This is a genomic window from Bacillus sp. FSL K6-0255 (assembly GCF_045040725.1).
Taxonomy (GTDB): Bacteria; Bacillota; Bacilli; order Bacillales; family Bacillaceae; genus Bacillus; species Bacillus subtilis.
In genome coordinates this window covers 1,351,244-1,365,844 of record NZ_CP150278.1, presented here as the reverse complement: position 1 = coordinate 1,365,844, position 14,601 = coordinate 1,351,244, and the positions used below count along the sequence as shown (strand labels likewise).

The 14,601-nt window shown below is 43.2% G+C and carries 19 protein-coding genes and 2 riboswitches; of the genes, 7 read left to right on the top strand and 12 right to left on the bottom strand.

The features are described 5' to 3' along the window. Window positions 1–78: 78 nt before the first annotated feature. Complete coding sequence (locus MHB62_RS07170) at window positions 79–891, top strand: metallophosphoesterase (protein WP_015715771.1); 813 nt, start codon at window positions 79–81, stop codon at window positions 889–891. A 27-nt stretch (window positions 892–918) separates the two neighbouring features. Here the strand turns inward: MHB62_RS07170 and MHB62_RS07165 are convergent, their stop codons facing one another. Then, the gene (locus tag MHB62_RS07165; RefSeq protein WP_003245777.1) at window positions 919–1,470 is read right to left on the bottom strand and encodes a YkoP family protein; all 552 of its coding nucleotides are present in this window, start codon (window positions 1,468–1,470) and stop codon (window positions 919–921) included. Between the two features lie 91 nt (window positions 1,471–1,561). Here MHB62_RS07165 and MHB62_RS07160 point away from each other — a divergent pair, with 91 nt between their 5' ends. Next, entirely contained in the window at window positions 1,562–2,683 is a 1,122-nt protein-coding gene (locus MHB62_RS07160; RefSeq protein ID WP_015715770.1) for an MGDG synthase family glycosyltransferase, read from the top strand. A gap of 14 nt (window positions 2,684–2,697) precedes the next feature. On the opposite strand, the gene MHB62_RS07155 is transcribed toward MHB62_RS07160, so the two are convergent. From MHB62_RS07155 to MHB62_RS07145, 3 genes are all read right to left on the bottom strand, one after another. Continuing rightward, the gene (locus MHB62_RS07155; protein ID WP_003232536.1) at window positions 2,698–3,162 is read right to left on the bottom strand and encodes a MarR family winged helix-turn-helix transcriptional regulator; all 465 of its coding nucleotides are present in this window, start codon (window positions 3,160–3,162) and stop codon (window positions 2,698–2,700) included. Between the two features lie 132 nt (window positions 3,163–3,294). After that, window positions 3,295–3,477, bottom strand: a complete 183-nt coding sequence (gene ykoL / locus MHB62_RS07150) for a stress response protein YkoL (RefSeq protein ID WP_003245766.1) — start codon at window positions 3,475–3,477, stop codon at window positions 3,295–3,297. Window positions 3,478–3,564: 87 nt separating this feature from the next. After that, window positions 3,565–3,720, bottom strand: coding sequence for a hypothetical protein (locus MHB62_RS07145; protein WP_003232538.1), 156 nt, complete (start codon window positions 3,718–3,720; stop codon window positions 3,565–3,567). A 194-nt stretch (window positions 3,721–3,914) separates the two neighbouring features. Here MHB62_RS07145 and tnrA point away from each other — a divergent pair, with 194 nt between their 5' ends. Next, the gene (gene tnrA / locus MHB62_RS07140) at window positions 3,915–4,247 is read left to right on the top strand and encodes a MerR family transcriptional regulator TnrA (protein ID WP_003232541.1); all 333 of its coding nucleotides are present in this window, start codon (window positions 3,915–3,917) and stop codon (window positions 4,245–4,247) included. Between the two features lie 42 nt (window positions 4,248–4,289). Here tnrA and mgtE read toward each other — a convergent pair whose 3' ends face one another. The 7 genes from mgtE to ykoG all read right to left on the bottom strand — a co-directional run bounded on the left by mgtE (window position 4,290) and on the right by ykoG (window position 9,705). Continuing rightward, window positions 4,290–5,645: a magnesium transporter gene (mgtE, locus tag MHB62_RS07135; protein WP_003232543.1), complete on the bottom strand. Its 1,356-nt coding sequence runs from the start codon at window positions 5,643–5,645 to the stop codon at window positions 4,290–4,292. A 17-nt stretch (window positions 5,646–5,662) separates the two neighbouring features. After that, on the bottom strand, window positions 5,663–5,785 hold the full coding sequence (locus MHB62_RS07130; protein ID WP_009967087.1) for a hypothetical protein: 123 nt from the start codon (window positions 5,783–5,785) through the stop codon (window positions 5,663–5,665). 91 nt (window positions 5,786–5,876) lie between these two features. Beyond that, a riboswitch (M-box (ykoK) riboswitch) is annotated at window positions 5,877–6,042 on the bottom strand. Between the two features lie 107 nt (window positions 6,043–6,149). After that, complete coding sequence (locus MHB62_RS07125) at window positions 6,150–6,287, bottom strand: transcriptional regulator SplA domain-containing protein (RefSeq protein ID WP_003218541.1); 138 nt, start codon at window positions 6,285–6,287, stop codon at window positions 6,150–6,152. Window positions 6,288–6,369: 82 nt separating this feature from the next. Next, window positions 6,370–6,882: a PepSY domain-containing protein gene (locus MHB62_RS07120; protein ID WP_032721406.1), complete on the bottom strand. Its 513-nt coding sequence runs from the start codon at window positions 6,880–6,882 to the stop codon at window positions 6,370–6,372. 91 nt (window positions 6,883–6,973) lie between these two features. Continuing rightward, window positions 6,974–7,654: a PepSY domain-containing protein gene (locus MHB62_RS07115; RefSeq protein ID WP_015252235.1), complete on the bottom strand. Its 681-nt coding sequence runs from the start codon at window positions 7,652–7,654 to the stop codon at window positions 6,974–6,976. Beyond that, window positions 7,651–9,015: a two-component system sensor histidine kinase YkoH gene (gene ykoH / locus MHB62_RS07110; protein WP_032721405.1), complete on the bottom strand. Its 1,365-nt coding sequence runs from the start codon at window positions 9,013–9,015 to the stop codon at window positions 7,651–7,653. Before ykoH ends, MHB62_RS07115 begins: the two co-directional genes overlap by 4 nt. 3 nt (window positions 9,016–9,018) lie before the next feature. Continuing rightward, the gene (ykoG, locus tag MHB62_RS07105) at window positions 9,019–9,705 is read right to left on the bottom strand and encodes a two-component system response regulator YkoG (RefSeq protein ID WP_019712475.1); all 687 of its coding nucleotides are present in this window, start codon (window positions 9,703–9,705) and stop codon (window positions 9,019–9,021) included. Window positions 9,706–9,806: 101 nt separating this feature from the next. Next, a riboswitch (TPP riboswitch) is annotated at window positions 9,807–9,919 on the top strand. Window positions 9,920–10,014: 95 nt separating this feature from the next. On the opposite strand from ykoG, the gene thiU reads away from it, so the two are divergent. Genes thiU through thiX form a run of 4 tightly spaced genes read left to right on the top strand, consistent with a single transcriptional unit; the run spans window position 10,015 to window position 13,587 of the window. Next, a complete protein-coding gene (thiU, locus tag MHB62_RS07100; RefSeq protein ID WP_019712474.1) occupies window positions 10,015–10,617 on the top strand; it encodes an HMP/thiamine ABC transporter substrate-binding protein ThiU in 603 nt (200 codons plus the stop codon). A gap of 1 nt (window position 10,618) precedes the next feature. After that, window positions 10,619–11,218, top strand: a complete 600-nt coding sequence (locus MHB62_RS07095) for an ECF transporter S component (RefSeq protein WP_003232554.1) — start codon at window positions 10,619–10,621, stop codon at window positions 11,216–11,218. Next, window positions 11,205–12,848: an ABC transporter ATP-binding protein gene (locus tag MHB62_RS07090; protein WP_019712473.1), complete on the top strand. Its 1,644-nt coding sequence runs from the start codon at window positions 11,205–11,207 to the stop codon at window positions 12,846–12,848. The genes MHB62_RS07095 and MHB62_RS07090 overlap by 14 nt, the downstream gene beginning before the upstream one ends. Further along, window positions 12,823–13,587: an HMP/thiamine ABC transporter permease ThiX gene (gene thiX, locus MHB62_RS07085; RefSeq protein WP_019712472.1), complete on the top strand. Its 765-nt coding sequence runs from the start codon at window positions 12,823–12,825 to the stop codon at window positions 13,585–13,587. The genes MHB62_RS07090 and thiX overlap by 26 nt, the downstream gene beginning before the upstream one ends. Before the next feature lie 30 nt (window positions 13,588–13,617). Here the strand turns inward: thiX and rsbRB are convergent, their stop codons facing one another. Next, window positions 13,618–14,451, bottom strand: a complete 834-nt coding sequence (rsbRB, locus tag MHB62_RS07080; RefSeq protein WP_003232560.1) for an RsbT co-antagonist RsbRB — start codon at window positions 14,449–14,451, stop codon at window positions 13,618–13,620. Window positions 14,452–14,601: the final 150 nt, after the last annotated feature.

Sequence of the window (14,601 nt, the reverse complement as noted above, 5' to 3'; positions counted from 1 at the left end):
ACCTGTCTCTACCCATTAATTCCCGCTATCCATAGGGCTTGATCACTTACTATACTGATAGAAGGGAGGGGATATATTTTGTTTACAATCTTACTTTCATTGGCCATACTCGTATTTGTGCCATTTCTATATAAAGCGAACCGCAATACAAAAGATGTGAAAGTCAACACCATTTCAATCGACCAAAAAGACGGCCTTCCAGCCAGAAAAAAATTAAATATACTTCATTTATCTGATCTTCACTTGGAAAACATTTCAGTCTCACCTGAGGAGCTGTATCATTTAACAAAAGATCAGCCTGTGGACATCATTGCTCTTACCGGGGATTTTCTTGATCGGAAACGTAATATTCCGAAACTGGCAGGTTACTTGAACGCCTTGCAAAAGCTAAAGCCTGCATATGGAATGTACGCGGTGTTCGGTAACCACGATTATGTATTGAAAGAAGAGGACTTTCGGAGATTGAAGCGAGTTTTAGAGGAAAACGGCTGTATTACGCTGCAAAATGAACATGTTCGAATCGAGACGGCTGCAGGGCCAGTCAATATTATCGGCATTGATGATTACAGTACGAATCGGAGTAATATCACCGGCTCTTATCAAAGTCTGGAAAATGGCTATCATCTTGTCTTAACACATGACCCAAATATTATTCTGGATATGAAAGATGTTCATTATGATTACCTGCTGTCAGGGCATTTTCACGGCGGGCAAATTCACTGGCCAAAACCGTATCATTTGGTGAAAATGGGAAAGCTCGTGCGAATGAACATGATTAAAGGCCTTCATTATCATCACGATAAACCATTTTATATCAGCGAGGGCTTGGGACAAACCGGCGTAAATATCCGTGTCGGAAGCCGTCCTGAAGTGACATTTCATCAGATTTAATCAAAAAAGACTGTGCTGACCGAGGCATCAGTCTTTTTTTTGATAGGTTTTCTGCAGCTTTTCTTTTGAGATAAACAAATAGGATGAATTCGGTAAATGCCGCAAGCTCACAGGCTTTGAAGTCAAATATAAAATCGGCACATGGGACACTTTTTTAAAACATCTGTAAAAAGGGTTCACCGGGGTGATCACATCAAAGCCGAGCCTTTCCACACCTTTGTCAAGCATTGTAATCCCAATGATTCCTTTGATTTTCTCGCTTTTTTTATGATTGTTGATATAGTCAAGAAGAAGCGGCATCGATTGATATACTTTCTGATAAATAATGATTCCTTTTCTGACCGCGCTCTCAATGCTTTGCAGTTCTCTTATCAGCTTAATATTGTGCAGATGAATTTTAACGAGCACATCATTTTTTCTAATATGCGTTCCATCGCTCAGCACGACATGATGTCCTTTATACTTCGTCAGCCTGACTCGAAAAACGCTTTTTTGATCGTTGTCAATCAAGCTTAGCCTTGAAAAAAAGAAATAAATCGGGTCAACCACTCTCCATATGGAAAGGAAACAGGTTTTCATCTCTTCACCTTCCTCATAATCAAAAACACCCTTATATTTTGTGAACGTTCTCCTCAAAATATAGTTGCCATATTTTTTTAGGAGGACTGTCATGAAAAACATTCTCATTTTTCCTTTTTTAAGCATTTCCACCGGCCATCATCATGTGGCTGATGCATTACAGGCTGAATTAGAGTCTCAAGGGCTGGCAGCTGAAAAGATTGATATCTTTTCACATGCGTATAGCCGGTTAAAAAAATTGTCCTCCGTGGCTTATTTAAAATGGATTCAATATTTCCCGAAAACGTACAGCGGCATTTACAGGCTCCTCGCCTGCGGAGAATTCCAGCATGACAAACGCTATTTCATGTACGAATGGCTGTTCACACAGCAAATGAGGCACATCCTCCAAGAAAAACAGCCTGATATCGCCTTCTGCACACATGCGCTGCCTTCTTATCTGCTGAACCGACTAAAGCCTGAATATCCGAATCTGACGGTTGTGAATGTATACACTGATTTTTTCGTGAATCAATTATGGGGACGGAAGAACATTGATTACCATTTTGTTCCGAGCACGGAAGTAAAGAAGCAGCTAATATCAGAGGGGATCGATCAGAACAACATATACTTGACCGGCATTCCAGTTCACCGAAATTTTGAAATGGAATCAGCAGATACCTTGCAGCACCACCCGCCATATACCATCATCATCACAGGGGGCAGTATGGGGGTCGGCGGGATTTTAAAATGGGTGCAGGAACTGTCGCCAGGCGGAAAGATCTTATACAAAATATTATGCGGCAGAAACGAAAAGCTCTACTCCTATGTCAAAAGTTTACACCACCCCTTGATTGAGGCGATTCCTTACCTTCACAGCAAAGCAGAGATGAACCGTTTGTACGAACAGTCGACAGGCATCATGACTAAACCCGGAGGCGTGACCATCAGTGAATGCTTACAGAAACGGCTTCCGGTATTTATTTATCATGCACTGCCGGGACAGGAGGAAATGAATTTAATCCTCCTACATGAAAGGAAGCTCGTCACAGATATGAGAAACTGGGACATGCAGAAAGCAGAAGAGTATATCGCGGCATTTTTTCAATCGAACGAACAGATGAAGGAGTATAAAAAACACGTCAATGGATACCTTGGCGAAATGTCTGATAGGAAGATTGAAGATGTTTTAAAAAGAATCATATGGAAACAAAAAAACACTCTCCTGAAATAGAGAGTGTAGAATAGTTAACGAAACAGCAAATGCTGGCTGTGTATGCCTGCTTTCTTGAGCAGGACGATCAGCTGGTCCTGTTCATCAGGCGAAAGGCCTGAAAACGCTCTCGCAATACGCAGTGCATGAATCGGATAAATTTTATCCAAATACTCATTTCCCTTGTCAGTTAAATGTGCGTAAACAGAGCGTTTATCTTTCGGGTCCTGCTCCCTTACTAAAAACCCGTTTCTTTCTAGTTTGTCAATAACATATGTGACGTTTCCGCTTACAAGCAGAAGTCTCGACCCAATTTGCTGTAATTTTTGCGGGCCTCTTGTGTACAGGAGCTCCAGTACAGCAAATTCAGTGGGATTAAAACCGTGCTCTTTGCTATCACGGATACTATGTTCGGACACACTTTTGAAAGCCCTTGCAAAAACTCTGTACAAATTCATCGCACGCTCAACTTCTTCTTCGTTAAACGATAATCTCATCATATCTACCTCGTATATAGGATTTTTATAAAAAAATAATGAAAACCCTTACATATAATAAGAGTTCAGTCCCTTACTATACGTATTCGCTATAATTCGAGAAATTCCTTCTAAAAGCAAAAAAATCCTTATACATTATCTTGTATAAGGATAATTTTTATGATTTGTAATGCTTCGAAAGAAATAAGCGTATTCTTTTCGAAGCTCAGAAATCGTCATTTTGTTCATGACCTCTTTATTATAAACCCCAATCTGATAGAGTTTTTCAGAATAATGGCGTCGTTCTTTTTCTAAAGCGGATTTCAATAAATTACTCATAGCGTCCTCCTTCATTTTGAGGTATCCTATACAAAAGATACTCTTTTTAAATGAACGTGGTATGAATCTAATGTAAAGAATTTATGTTTACGAAGATTTTCGGTATTGTCCGTTTTGAACCGATCTTAATAATTGAAAAGCCTGTTCTCCGGCAAGCTGCATAAACGTCTCCAGCATTTCATCACGCTTGATATCCAACTCTATAATTTCTTTTGCCAGTGAGACCGCTTTTTCTTCCTCCATGATTATCCTTCCTCCTTGTTTGATTCGTTACATAAAGGATAAAACGTGCTTGGGTGTTACGCATTATTCTTGTTAATTTTTCTTCCGTATTTTTTCAAAAATCTTCTATTTGATGTTAGAAAATATGACAAGCGTTAGGTTTTTTCTCTTTGTTTTTTATATACTATTATCAAAAGACATCCAGGGGTGGAAAAATGACCACAGAAGATCATTCTTATAAAGACAAAAAAGTGATTTCAATCGGAATTGTGAGTGAATTGACAGGATTGTCCGTAAGACAGATCAGGTATTATGAGGAACGAAAGCTCATTTACCCGCAGCGTTCTTCAAGGGGGACAAGAAAATACTCCTTTGCCGATGTGGAGCGGCTGATGGATATCGCCAATAAGCGTGAAGACGGCGTACAGACGGCAGAGATTTTAAAGGATATGCGCAAAAAAGAACAGATGTTAAAAAACGATCCGCAAGTGCGGAAAAAAATGCTGGAGGGGCAGCTTAATGCTCACTTTCGGTACAAAAACCGTTAAATAATAAAAGTCCGGCTCGCAGTTGAGACGGACTTTTTACGTTTATAATGAGTGAATGAATGCAGTGGCAATGCCAAAGTAGATTAATAAAGATAAAATATCGTTTAACGTTGTAATCAGCGGTCCAGAAGCAATCGCCGGGTCTACTTTCAGTTTGTGCAAAATAATAGGGATAATCGTTCCTGACATCGTGCCGATGATTAAGGTTAAGAACAGTGAAGAGGCGACAACAAATCCCAAAAGCGCATTCCCCTGCCATATGATAGAAACAATCGCAATCAGCACAGAACAAACCGCTCCGATAAAAATACTTGTTCTGAACTCCCGGAAGATCAGGCGCACAATCGTTTTTTTGTTCATTTCTTCTTTAGACAAACCTCTGATAACAACCGCGAGAGATTGTGTTCCCGTATTTCCTGTCATCCCTGACACCATCGGCATGAAAAACGCAAGCGCGACAACCTGCTTCAGCGCGTCTTCAAAATAGCTGATAATGCTTCCTGAAATCAGTCCGATAAACAAGAGTAAAATCAGCCATGGCAGGCGCCGGTATGCCGCCACGTAAGCTTTTGTGTCAAAGGTGATGTCTTTACCGGAAGCGGCAAATTTTTCGTAATCCTCATCAGCTTCCCGAATAACGACGTCGATAATATCATCGACCGTCACAATGCCGACAAGCACGTTGTTTTCTTCTACAACCGGTATTGCCAAAAAATCGTAACGTTCAATCAGGCGGGCAACTTCTTCCTGGTCCTGAAGAGCATCTGCTGATATGACGCGGGTAAACATTAAATCCTGCACCTTTTCTTCAGGTTCACCCAGAATCAAATCGCGGTAGGAAAGAACCCCAACCAGCTGTTTGCTTTCATTAATAACATATAAGTAGTTGATCGATTCAGCTATTTCAGCGAAGCTTTTCAGTTTGACGACCGCGTCTTTTACCGTGTAATGCTGAGGAATCCACACATACCGGTTTGTCATCATGCGTCCCGCTGAATCAGCCGGGTAATTCATTAAGAGCTGTACAGCTTTTGACTCTGACGCTTCCATGCTGGATAAAAGCTGTTCCTTCAGTTCTTCGTCCATTTCTTCAAGCAATTGAGCGAGGTCATCGTTGTCCATTTTGTTCATCGCCAGTGTTGCTTTTGTTTTTCCGACTTTATTTAAGACGACAAGCTGAAATTCGCGTTCCAGCTCCCCGATCATATCAGTGATATCGTCTACAGTTAAATAAGATAAATAGCGGGCGCGGTGTTTTTCCGGCATTTCTTTAAAAATAAATGCCATGTCATAGGGCTGAAGCTCATCAATAACACTTCTAAAATCCCTGATTTTTCCGTCTCGCAGTAAAATAATGATGCGTAAAATGAGTTCGTCATAGGTCATGTTTTGAACCATCGGGACTCGTACCTCCTCTACGGAGACGTGCCGGCCTCGCCAGAAGGTGCGGCAGTTCGTCTCCTCATCGTGTAATCAATTGTCTTGCTGTCATAGTATATGGGTACTTCTTCAGATTGACTCGAATGGGGAGAATCCATACTCCGCACCTCCTTTGATTGGTTTCGTTTTAAAGGCATAAAAAAAGCCTTCGGGATTGAAGGTGAAAGAAGCACGGCAAAAAAAGCGTGCGGGCGCCTTCAATCGTAGAGCTTTAGCACTGTATGGCATAGGACAAGCATCCAGCTGCATTAAAAATCACCTTATGTCGATGATTTCTGTTGACCCATTGGCGTCTTTGGACATTTTTGGGCAGCAGCGTATCTCCATACAGGAGCCTCACCTAACGAAGTTCCTAATTGAATTGACACACTGAGATTACAGAAAAAAACAAGCTGTGTCAACTCAAAAAAGTAATAAATGCGCTTACATCACAATTACGGAACAAAACAAGGGCCTAAGCCCTTATTCTGTTGTTTGTGTCTCGTCATCTTCAGAAAGCAAATGATACGTTTCATGAAGAAATAAGGCATACTCTCCTTCCTTCGTCGGATGAGGGACATATTCAGCCTGATTGATGTATTGCTCCTCTTTCTTTTCCATGCGTTTCGCCTCCTTTTCTACTTAGATTGTCCAAAAGAAGGTTTCTTATCATGAAAAACCCCCGCTGCAGCGGGGGTTTTGATTAGTCATCTATCTCCTGTTTGATAATGCGTCCATCTTTTGCGGAAATTTCAAATTCTGTCTCAGTTCCTTGCTTCGTTTGGATTTCCATTTCATAGATGTAAGCACCGTCATCTTCGTCAAGCTTACTTTCTGTTACGGTTCCACCTGTTTGCTTTAAAGCAATTTCTTCAGCTTCTTCTTTGGTTATGGTGACTTGTTCTGCTTTCTCCTTTAACGGGTCATTAAGCGCTTGTTTTGTATGAATATCTACATAAACGTCGTAGTCTTCACCTTCTTTTTCAATCTCCACTTCATAGACTTCTTTGCCGTTGTAAAGGTCTCTGTCAATGTCTTCTACTGTGCCGTCAACAACTGTTTTAGCAATTGCTTCTGCTTCTTGTTCAGTGAGTGCATCCGTCTTAGAAGAAGCCTGTCTGTTTTCATTGTTTTCTTTGGCAAACGCGTTATAGCTGAATCCTCCGGCCGCTAGGCACCCTGCTAAAAGACCGACCATCCATTTTTTCTTGAGCATTTGTGAGTCCTCCTTTGTTTTGTATGAGTACAGTTTACACACTCAACATGAAAGGAAAACGAGAGCAAGATGAGAATTTGATGAGAAACCGTCAGTCTTCATACACAATGTTAGCTACCTTTCCTGTGTAGGCATTGATTTTCACTGTCGCTTCCTTATTATCAGGAAGATCAACGTCCACTTCAAAGATGAGAGTGCCCTCACTTTCTTCGAGATCTGCGTCATCCGCTGTTCCGCCCGTTTTTCGCTCTGCAATTGTTTTGGCTTCTTTTTTCGTAATCGGCGTTTTTTGTTGATCTTTGCTGCTGATTTGATCGGCAGACAAGACTGTTTTTGCCTGCATGTCTACCTTCACTTCGTATGTTTTTCCATCTTCTTTTTGTATGGTATAAGTGGCAACTCGACTTTGTCGTGTTTGTTTTTTGACCGTTCCCGGCACCCGCTCAAGCGCGAGATGCTCGGCTTCTTTTTCTGTCATGGCAGATGGATTCACTGCTTTTACTCTATTCATTGAAAGAATGTCAGCCGATATTGCGTCTGCTTTTACAAAGTAAGTTCCCTTTTGATTTTCAAGCGTTATATCATATGTTTTTTTATCCTTTGATTGTGTTGCTTTCGTGACCTTGCCTTCATAAGAGGCTTCGACTTTTTTTACGACAGTCTCCTTTGACAATACGTTCTCATGGGTTTGCCGAATGATGAGAAACGTACAGATGATGACAACTAAAATGGCTACTGCAGCAAAAGATACTGTTTTTATTGTTTTAGTCATCGGCCTCCCCCATTCTGTTCGCTGAATTGCATGGTGACAGCTGTTCCTCGTCCCGGCTTGCTTTTGACAGACAGCTCAATGCCATGCTCATCGGCGATTTGCTTGGCAATGGAAAGGCCTAAACCCGTTCCGCCTGTTTTTCTGTTTCGTGCCTCATCTGCCCGGTAGAACCGTTCGAACAAATGCGGGATATGCTCCTCAGGTATTCCGATGCCTTCATCCCTCACTGATAGAAACGGCCGTCCATTCCTCGTTCCGGCTGACATCTCAATAGGCTTTTCACTATACTTTATTGCATTATCAAGCAAAATGGTCAACAGCTGCTTGATGCGTTCTTCATCAGCCTTTACAAGCAGGCTCTCTTTATCTGTTTCAAGCAATATGTCACGCTGATAAACGGACTGGAGCGTTTGCATAACCGCCCGCGCCGCTTCAATCAGATCGATTGTTTTCAGATCAAGCTCAAGCTCTTGATGACTTTTGGCCAGCGCCAAAAGCTGATTGGTCAGTTTTTTCATATGCACCGCTTCTGAGTGAATGGCTTCTATCGACTCCTCAAGCACCTCCGGCTTTTTTGCACCCCACCGCTTCATCAGGCTGCTGTAGCTTTCTATAATGGTGAGCGGCGTTTTCAATTCGTGTGAAGCATCTTGAACAAATTGCTGCTGTTTATCATAGTGCTCCTTCAGCATCATTGCCATTTCATTAAATGTCAGCCCCATTTGATACAATTCATCGTTGGACTGTCCTTCTAAAGAAATCGTTTTAAATTCTTTGTCTCGCTGTATGTCTTTCATTGTGATCATTAATCGTCTGATCGGATTGATGATTCGGCGGGCTAGCAAGCTGCCTGCAAAAAAAGAAGCAATGCAGACAGCAGCACTTGCAGCGATTAAGATGATTTTCAACAGAAACAGACTCTCTTCTGTGTTCTCAAGCCTTTCAACCAGCTGAAGAGACACCACTTGTCCATCGGTCCAAATCACCGGAACAGCAGCCTCGGCAAACAGCTTGCCGTCATGTTTCCTCACATCTGCCTTTTCTCCGCTATGAAAAGAGAGAGGAAAATCTTTATAGGCTTTTTCTTTTGTGATCGTCATAACGGCTTTTTGATCACCATTCACTACACGCACCATGCCATTTGCCGGAAGATAGGCCTGCAGCATATCCTGCAAAGCCACTCCTTCTGTTTCAGCGGCACGCAGCGCTTCGGCAATGTTATCCGTCTCATCAGCAAGCCGGGCCGCATCCTTTGATGTCAGCGCAGACGAAAAAATGAGATATACTGCGGTATGAACCAAAATTAATAAAATCAACAGTGATAGCGAAGTGTATAGATGAATCTTGGTCTTCAGCTTCATCGTTTACCCCTTAATGGCATAGCCGACCCCGCGAATCGTATGGATCAGCTGTTTTTCGTAAGGATAGTCCAGTTTTTTTCTGATGTATCTTATGTAGACGTCCACGACATTGGTATCACCGATATAATCAAATCCCCATACCGAGCTTAGAATTTGCTCCCGTGTCAGCACTTGCTGCGGATGCTTTAGCATATAGACGAGCAGATCAAATTCCCGCGGCGTTAATTCCACCTCTTTGTCTCCGCGTCTCACTTCACGGGTTTTTTCGTTCACCCGCAAATCGTCATATGTAAGAAAGGTGCCGATATCTTCAGTTTTTGTTCCATTTTGTCGCAGCGCCGCCCTGATTCTCGCAAGCAATTCCTCGATTTCAAACGGCTTGGTGACATAGTCATTTGCACCGATGTCCAGACCTGTTACCTTATCAGGAATACTGTCTCGCGCCGTTAATAATATGACCGGTGTCTGCGAATCCGTTTTTCTCAAGCGGCGCAGCACTTCCAGTCCGCTAAGCCCCGGAAGCATGACATCAAGAAGCACCAAGGAATACCCGCCCTCCGCTGCCGCATCCAGACCTTCTGTGCCATTTTGTTTGATGGTGACGCTGTATCCTTCATATTCCAATTCAAGCTGAAGAACCCTGGCGATTTTTTCTTCATCTTCCACAATTAATATGTGTCCTTTTTCCAAATTTGATCATCCTCTCCCGTCCCTATTTGAAAAAAATGATTTCGTTGTTTACAAAATGATTCTTATCATCTATTATGATGTCAAAATAAAAAATTGTATACGGAAAGCACTAGGGGTGCTGTTTTGGCTGAGATAAAGCGCGAAAGAAACGCGCTTTGATCCCTTATGACCCGATCTGGATAATACCAGCGTGGGGAAGTGCAGGTTGACCGAATGGTGTATTTTTTGTGCGCTTAATCGATCTATGACTGCATATTCCCTTAGGATATGCAGTTTTTTATTTTACCAAAAAAACAGGAGGTCGGAGAAATGGAGCATATTTGCGGTACAAGCAGAATCGCCGGTTTTCGCTTCTCTTTATATCCGATGACGGATGATTTTATCAGTGTGATCAAGTCTGCGCTGAAAAAAACAGATACATCCAAGGTATGGACGAAAACCGACCATATCAGCACGGTGTTACGCGGATCGATTGATCATGTATTCGATGCTGCAAAAGCCATTTACCTTCATGCAGCAAACAGCGAAAAACACATCGTCATGAACGGCACGTTTTCCATTGGATGCCCGGGTGACACACAGGGGGATACATATCTTTCCAAAGGTGATAAGCGTGTCAATGAAGATGCTGTCCGAGGCTTGAAGGCGGAAGCGCCGTGCCAATTTGCCCTTTATCCAATGAACGAGCCGGATTATATGGGATTGATTAAAAAGGCGGTCGACATTGCAAAAGCCCGAGGCACTTTCGTACAGGGTGTCCATTACACGAGCGAGCTTGACGGGGATGCGCATGACGTATTCAGCACATTGGAAGCCGTTTTCCGCATGGCTGAGCAGCAAACAAACCACATCACCATGACTGTGAATCTTTCGGCTAACAGTCCATCAAGAAAAAACAGAAAGCAGGGATAAAATGAAAAGCTGGAAAGTAAAAGAAATTGTCATCATGTCCGTTATCAGTATCGTATTTGCCGTTGTTTATTTATTATTTACACATTTCGGAAACGTGCTTGCAGGTATGTTTGGGCCAATCGCCTATGAACCGATTTACGGCATTTGGTTTATCGTTTCTGTAATCGCCGCGTACATGATTCGAAAACCGGGTGCGGCGCTCGTTTCTGAAATCATTGCCGCTCTCGTTGAGTGCCTGCTGGGAAATCCGTCTGGCCCGATGGTCATCGTCATTGGCATTGTTCAAGGGCTCGGGGCTGAGGCTGTATTTCTTGCAACACGCTGGAAAGCATACTCTCTCCCTGTCCTTATGCTGGCCGGTATGGGGTCTTCAGTAGCCAGCTTTATCTATGATCTCTTTGTTTCTGGCTATGCAGCCTATTCACCAGGTTATCTGCTCATTATGCTTGTGATCCGTCTCATTTCCGGCGCGCTTTTGGCAGGGCTTCTCGGAAAAGCTGTCAGCGACTCTCTCGCTTATACAGGTGTGTTAAACGGAATGGCACTCGGAAAGGAACTGAAAAAGAAACGGAAGCGGGCGTCAGAACATGCAAGCCTTTGATGAGCTTCTGACGGTTGAGCAGCTCAGCTTCTCTTATGAAGAAGACGAGAAACCGGTTTTTCAAGACATTTCGTTTGAGCTTCAAAAAGGAGAATGTGTTTTATTATTAGGACCGAGCGGATGCGGTAAAAGCTCGCTCGCCCTTTGTTTAAAAGGTCTATATCCGGAGGCTTGCGACGGCATTCAGTCCGGACATGTCTTTCTATTTCAAAAGCCGGTCACAGATGCTGAAACCTCCGAAACGATTGCTCAGCATGCCGGGGTCGTTTTTCAGGATCCTGATCAGCAGTTCTGCATGCTGACGGTGGAGGACGAAATAGCGTTCGGGCTGGAAAATCTGCAAATTCCAAAAGAAGAAATGACAGAGAAAATCAACGCCGTATTAGAAAAATTACGCATTACCCATTTAAAAGAAAAAACGATCTCAACCCTTTCAGGAGGACAAAAGCAGAAAGTGGCTCTCGCCTGTATTTTGGCGATGGAGCCTGAGCTTATTATTTTAGATGAGCCGACCTCTCTTTTAGACCCTTTCTCAGCGCGGGAGTTCGTTCATCTGATGAAGGATCTTCAGCGGGAAAAAGGTTTCAGCCTCCTCGTCATTGAGCACCAGCTTGATGAATGGGCGGCTTGGATTGAGAGAACGATCGCGCTTGACAAATCAGGCAAAAAAGCGCTGGATGGCCTGACGAAAAATCTATTTCAACACGAAGCGGAGACACTAAAGAAATTGGGCATCGCCATTCCAAAGGTCTGTCATCTGCAGGAAAAGCTGAGTATGCCGTTTACTTTATCAAAAGAAATGCTGTTCAAAGAGCCTATTCCCGCCGGGCATGCCAAAAAGAAGGAAGCTCCTTCTGGGGAGAGTGTGCTTGAAGTCAGCAGCCTTTCGTTCGCGAGAGGACAGCAGACGATTTTCAAAGACATCAGCTTTTCGTTGCGCGGAGGCTCTTTAACGGCGCTTGTCGGTCCGAACGGCACTGGAAAATCGACGCTCTTATCAGTTCTGGCCCGTCTCATGAAACCGCAAAGCGGCAAAATCCTTCTTTATGACCAGCCGCTGCAGAAATATAAAGAAAAAGAATTGCGTAAACGGATGGGATTTGTTTTTCAAAACCCTGAGCATCAATTCGTCACCGATACGGTGTATGATGAGCTTCTGTTCGGCCAGAAAGCAAATGCTGAAACTGAGAAAAAAGCGCAACACCTGCTGCAGCGTTTTGGTCTTGCGCATTTGGCTGATCATCATCCGTTTGCGATCAGCCAAGGGCAAAAACGGCGACTGAGCGTAGCTACTATGCTCATGCATGACGTAAAGGTTTTATTATTAGACGAACCAACCTTTGGCCAGGATGCCCGCACGGCGGCTGAATGCATGGAAATGATTCAGCGTATCAAGGCAGAGGGAACCGCTGTCCTTATGATTACACACGATATGGAGCTAGTCTCTTCGTATGCTGACAGCGTGCTTGTGCTTCACGATACGGGCCTGGCCTTTGACGGATCTCCAGCGCAGTTGTTTTCTCAAGAAACAGGGCTTGTTCAAAAAGCAAAGCTCACCCTTCCCCTTCTATATGAATGGATGGCATTTCAAGAGGAGGTGCGTGATGAAGCAGCCGTTACATCTCATTAATCCGACTGTGAAAGCGGCGGCGGTTTTTTGTTGTGTCGTCATGCTGTCGTTTATTTACAACCCATACACTCCGGCATGTTTTTATATCATCATCGTTGCGGGCGTTCTACTGGCGGCCGGAATCCCATTGAAAAAATGGTTGTTGTTTACGATTCCGTTTTTGATTTTAGCATTCGGATGCGTGTGGACAGCCGCAGTTTTTGGAAAAGTGCCGACAACACCGGATAATTTTTTGTTTCAAGCAGGCCCTATCTCAATTAACAGCGATAATGTGTCTGTCGGCATCTCTCTCGGGTTTCGTATTTTATGCTTTTCCGCCTTATCGATGATGTTTGTTTTTACAACCGATCCGATTTTATTTATGCTGAGCCTTGTCCAGCAGTGCAGGCTCTCACCAAAGCTCGCGTACGGTGTCATTGCAGGCTTTCGCTTTCTTCCGCTGTTAAAGGATGAGGTCCAGCTGATTCAGCAGGCTCATAAAATCAGAGGAGGAGCGGCGGAGAGCGGCATCATGAATAAAATCAGTGCGTTAAAACGATATACCATACCGCTATTGGCAAGCGCCATCAGAAAAGCGGAACGGACAGCGCTTGCGATGGAATCGAAAGGATTTACAGGAAGCAGAAACCGGACATACTACAGGACATTGAGCGTGAACCGGCGCGACTGGGTGTTCTTTTGCCTCGTCCTCATATTATTCGCGGGATCCTTTCTCGTATCTTTATGTTTCGCATCATAAAAAATCCGCTATCACAGATAGCGGATTTTTTTATTGATGATAGTTTAATGCTTGGGCAAGGTTGGTTTTAATGGTAATATTCGAAAAGTCAATCCCCAGCTGTACAGCAGTTTGCGCAATTTCAGGCCTGATTCCTGACAGGGTTGACCGGACACCGATCAGATTAAGCGCCTCAATCAATTTAAAGATCTGGTGCGCCACCATCGTATCCACCACAACAACACCTGACAGATCGATTAACAGATGCTCCACACGTCTTTTCGCACAAGCTTGAAGCGTGTTTTCCAGAATAAACTTCGCCCGTTCGGTATCAATGTCACCGACAAGTGGCAGCAGAGCTGTTGATTTGCTCAGGGTAATGACAGGTGAGCTTAATTCCAATATCATTTCTCTTTGGGCGTTTAATTGCTGCTTGGCATTCATTTCAGCGTGATCAACGAATGTATAAATGGTGAAATCAAATACTTTTACAATCAAATCTGCCCATTTTTGCTTCTCTCCCGGTTCAAACGCTGATTCATTTTCTTCTGCGAACTTCTCAAAATACTTCGTATATAATCTCCTGTTTCTCATAAACTCCCGAATGACATACTGAACCGGTGTGTCGAGATGTTTTTGATCGTTGGTCAGCTCAATGACCCACTCTTGAAACTCTTCGAGAAATTGTTTTTCCGGTAAAACATACATGTAATTCAGATGCCGGTAAAATTCTCTGTCCTGCTCTTTCAATTCTTCCGTTACTGTTGCATTATGTAGGGCGTAAAGCGAATTCGGATCACTTTCCTCCATCGTTTCAATCCATTCCTCGGCCATTTGTTCCACATGCTCTGAAAAAAATGCATATAATTTTTCATTCAGTTTCATGACACTGCTCCTTTCCCCAACACTATTATAACTTGACTTACAGTTGAATCCCAGTCATACACGCCGAAGCCACCCAATATTTTGAAAATTACTAATTCTTTGGTGTGTATCCTATTTTTTCAAAATGCTTCAAATGGCTCTGTCCGAGCG